This is a genomic window from Flavobacterium gossypii, from assembly GCF_014138495.1.
GTDB classification, from domain to species: domain Bacteria; phylum Bacteroidota; class Bacteroidia; order Flavobacteriales; family Flavobacteriaceae; genus Flavobacterium; species Flavobacterium endophyticum.
The window spans coordinates 1-4,193 of the sequence record NZ_JACJIS010000008.1 but is presented as its reverse complement, the minus strand read 5'-3'; the positions used below and the strand labels follow the sequence as shown (position 1 = coordinate 4,193).

Here is a 4,193-nt window from a genome sequence, read left to right as displayed (position 1 = left end):
GCAGCCCCTAGTGCGACTATCTCTACTGCGTCTCCTGTCATCTGCGAAGGCGGCAGCGCTACTGTCGACTTCTCGGGCACGCTCGACGCGGATGTTACCTATACTGTAAACGGCGGGGCCCCTCAGACGATAAGGCTGTCTACGCCCAGCGCTGCGGACCCGGCCATCGGCGAGGCCTCCATCACCCAGGCCCTTTCGGCCGACACCAGGTATGCCCTTGTGAGCGTGGCCACGACCGGTACGGTCCCATGCTCGGCAGCCCTCACTGGCTTCATAGACATCACCGTGACCCCGCTTCCTGCGGGCACCATCGCGGCTACAGACGCGACGGTATGCGAGGGCACGGGCACGACCATCATATTCATGGGGCCTGCCGGGGGCACGGTCACCTATGCCATAGGCACTGGGGCCGGCACTACGGCGACCCTTGATGCTGCAGGCACATATTCACTGCCTACAGGAAACCTTTCGTCAGGGCAGACCTACAGGCTGCTCGGGGTAAGCACGGGCGGAGCGGTGCCATGCTCGCGCACGCTGAACCTCCAGGCGACGGTATCGGTGAAGGCGCTGCCTACGGCCGTCATCACCGGCCCTGCGAACGTCTGCTCCAACAGGACCGCAGAGCTCGAGATCACGGGAACCCCCGGCGCTACGGTGAGCTTCACCTGGAACGGGGGAGCCGATACGGACACGGTGCTCCTTGACGGTGCGGGCTATGCCCTGTACACGACCCAGGCAATCACCGCGACGACGACCTTCAGCCTGGCCAGCGCCGTTTCCGGCGGGACCCCGTCCTGCACGGCAGCCCTTGCTGGAAGCGTGACGGTCACCCCGATCGCAGCGCCCGTAATATTCAACCCGACGCCGCTCGAGGTGTGCGACGACAATACTGACGGCATCGCGGTGTTCGACCTTACGGACAAGGACCTGGAAATCACCGGCGGCCCTTCCACGCTGATAGTCACCTACCACGAGACGGAGCAGAACGCGATCGACAATGCCTTCCCTAAGCAGGACTTCCCGTACTCTAACCTTGTGGACGCCTCTCCGGAGCAGGCGCCGTATATCATGTGGGTGAGGGTAGAAGAGCCTGGCGGAAGCCAGTGCCCGTCCTTCACGCAGCTTCGCCTGATCGTGAACCGCACGCCGCAGCCGACAGCCCCTAGCGCTATCGAGATCTGCGACGACGCCACGGCAGACGGCCTTGCTACCTTCCCGGACATAGGGATCAGGGAGCCTGACATGATCCTTGGGCTGAACCCTCTGGACACCTATACCTTTGCATACTATATCAACGAGGCCGACGCTAAGGCAGACGTTCCTGCGAACCCGCCTATCGGCAGCGTCTTCAACTTCAACAATACGACGCCCTACTCCCAGATCATCTGGGTAAGGGTATCGACGCCTGAGGGATGCTTCAAGGCAGTGCCGCTGGAACTGAAAGTAAACCCGAACCCGGTGATCCCGGGACCTGGGCTGGTTCCGGAATATTCTGTATGCGACGACCCTAGCCAGGACGGATACGAGACCTTCGACCTTGAGGGCTACAAGTCGCGCATATCGGCCGCTCCGGGACTGGACATCCAGTACTATTTCGACGACGCGGCCCTGGCAGCAGGAACCCCGCTTCCGCTGTCCTACCAGAACCAGGTCATGACCGTGCAGACGATCATCGTCGGGGTGACCAACACGGCTACGGGCTGCTTCTCCAGGACGACCCTCACGTTGAGGGTGCAGCCGCTGCCGCTGATCAACATCCCGGCACAGATCCCTACGGCCTGCGATCCTGACGGGAACGCTACCGAGCAGTTCGACCTCGATGCGCTCATCCCTGAGATCACGGGCGGTGCACCCTACATAGTGACCTTCCACGAGACGGAGCAGAACGCGGAAGACGGCGTATTCCCATACACGAGCCCTTACAGCAACCTTGCTTCCGGAATCATCTGGATCCGCGCCACCGACCCGTCCACGGGCTGCTACTCCGTAGCACCGCTGCAGCTGATCGTGAATCCGGTGCCTGTTGTGCCGGCACAGATCGACGACCTTGTGGTGTGCGACACAAATGCCGACGGCACGATGAGGGTAGACCTTCAGGCCCATGCGGAACAGGACCTTCTGGACGCGCAGCTTCCTGGCAACTATACCGTACGCTTCTATACCCTTGAGGCAGATGCGGAGGCCGGCCTCGGCGGAGCCATCGCTACCCCGACAAGCTATCCGGCTACCAACGGCCAGACTATCTGGGTAAGGGTGACCAATACCGACACGGGATGCTACAACGTGGGAAGCTTCACTGTGGTGATCAACCCTGCGCTGTCGTTCGCCCCTGTGGAATACTCGCTCTGCGACGACGCGCTTCCGAATGACGGGTTTACCGTATTCGACCTGACCTCGCAGAACGGCAACCTTACGGGCGGCCTTCCGGGCTACTCCGTTGCCTTCTATACCCTTGCAGGGGTGCTGATCGATCCGGCAGACGCCTATACGAACCAGAATCCCGGGGCGCAGACCCTGAACGTGGTGATCACCAACGACGCCACCACCTGCGTGAGCAGGACGACCCTGACGATCCGCGTGGAGCCGCTTCCCAACCCTAGGACGGATCCTCAGGATATCGAGTCGTGCGACAACGGGACGCCTGGAGACGGGATCTCCGAAGGCATAGACCTGACGGTAAACGAAGGCTACATAAGAAACAATGCGAATCCTGCCAGCGTGGCGTTCTACTATTACACGGACGAAGCCACGGCCATAGCAGACGGAAACCAGGGAACCACGTATCCTAACGCCATCCCTGACCCGACCGACTATGACGGCCCTGCAGGAACGATATACGTGCTGATGACCACCAACGCGAACAACCCTTCGGCAAGAAAATGCTACCAGGTAGTAAGGTTCGAGCTGATCGTTAACCCGCTGCCTGCCCTAGGCGACAACGGCGATATTGACGACTTCGTTGCCTGCGTGGGCGGATCGACCAACACCTTCGTGCTGAGCAGCCACAATATAGAGGTGATAGCCGACGGCCTTGACGTTGCCGACTATACCTTCACGTACTACCATACGCAGCCGGAAGCGGAAGCGGCAGTTCCGGGAACGGAGCTTCCTGACAGCTATCCTAACGCGACCAATCCCGAGACGGTATGGGTAAACGTTAGGAACAATACGACAGGCTGCTACAGCGTGGGCACCTTCGACCTTATCGTCGACGAGCCTGCAGTAGCCAACCCTGTTACGGATCCTGCGCTGATTACCAAGTGCGATACGGACGGCACCAACGACGGGCTTGCCGACTTCGACCTGACGGCCTTCGACGCGACGGTGCTGGGCACCCAGCCGGCAGGAGACTTTACGGTACACTATTATGACGACAGGGCAGAGGCGGAAGCCGACGGGGACCTGGGCATCACGTCCACGAACCCTAACGCGCTGACCGGCCTGAACCCGTACCATACGGCCACGGCGACCATCTATGCCCTTGTGATCAACAGGACGTCCACGACGGGCTGCCCTGCGATAGTGGCGATCCCGCTTACGGTGAACAGGCTGCCAGAGGTGACCCTTGAGGGAGGATTCTACTGCGTGGATCCGGTGACGCTGGACCCGCTGAACACCTTCACGCTTACTGCGGTTACGGACAATGGGGCGAATCCTGCGGACTACACCTACGTGTGGACCAGAGACGGCGGCGTGCTGCCCGATACGGGAAGCACCCTTGTGGTGGACGAGCAGGGAAGCTATACGGTGACCGCCACGAACATCGCCACGGGCTGCGTATCGGAGCCGTCTGACGCTGCGATCGTCACGGCGACCTCTGCTGCGATCATCACGGACGTTACGGTGACCAACGCCTTCACGGACAACGCGACCATCACGGTAGTGGTAGACCCGACGAGCCTTGGCGACTACGAGTACAAGCTTGACGAGGGCCCATGGCAGCAGGGCAACGTGTTCGCGCCGGTTTCTGCTGGCGACCACATCGTGTACGTGAGGGACAGGAACGACGGCGGATGCCAGGACTCCCAGCCGGTGCCGGTATCGGTGATCGACTACCCGAACTACTTCACGCCCAATGCGGACGGGTACAACGACACGTGGAACATCATCGGCCTTGCGGGCCAGCCAGAGGCGTCGATCTACATCTTCGACCGCTACGGCAAGCTCGTGAAGCAGATCAGCCCTGCGGGCTC

At 61.1% G+C, this 4,193-nt stretch carries 1 protein-coding gene; it reads left to right on the top strand.

What is annotated here, in order from left to right; translation table 11 throughout:
- Window positions 1–4,193, top strand: a 4,193-nt coding sequence (locus tag GGR22_RS17085; RefSeq protein ID WP_182494622.1) for a T9SS type B sorting domain-containing protein, incomplete at both ends; no start/stop codon positions are given.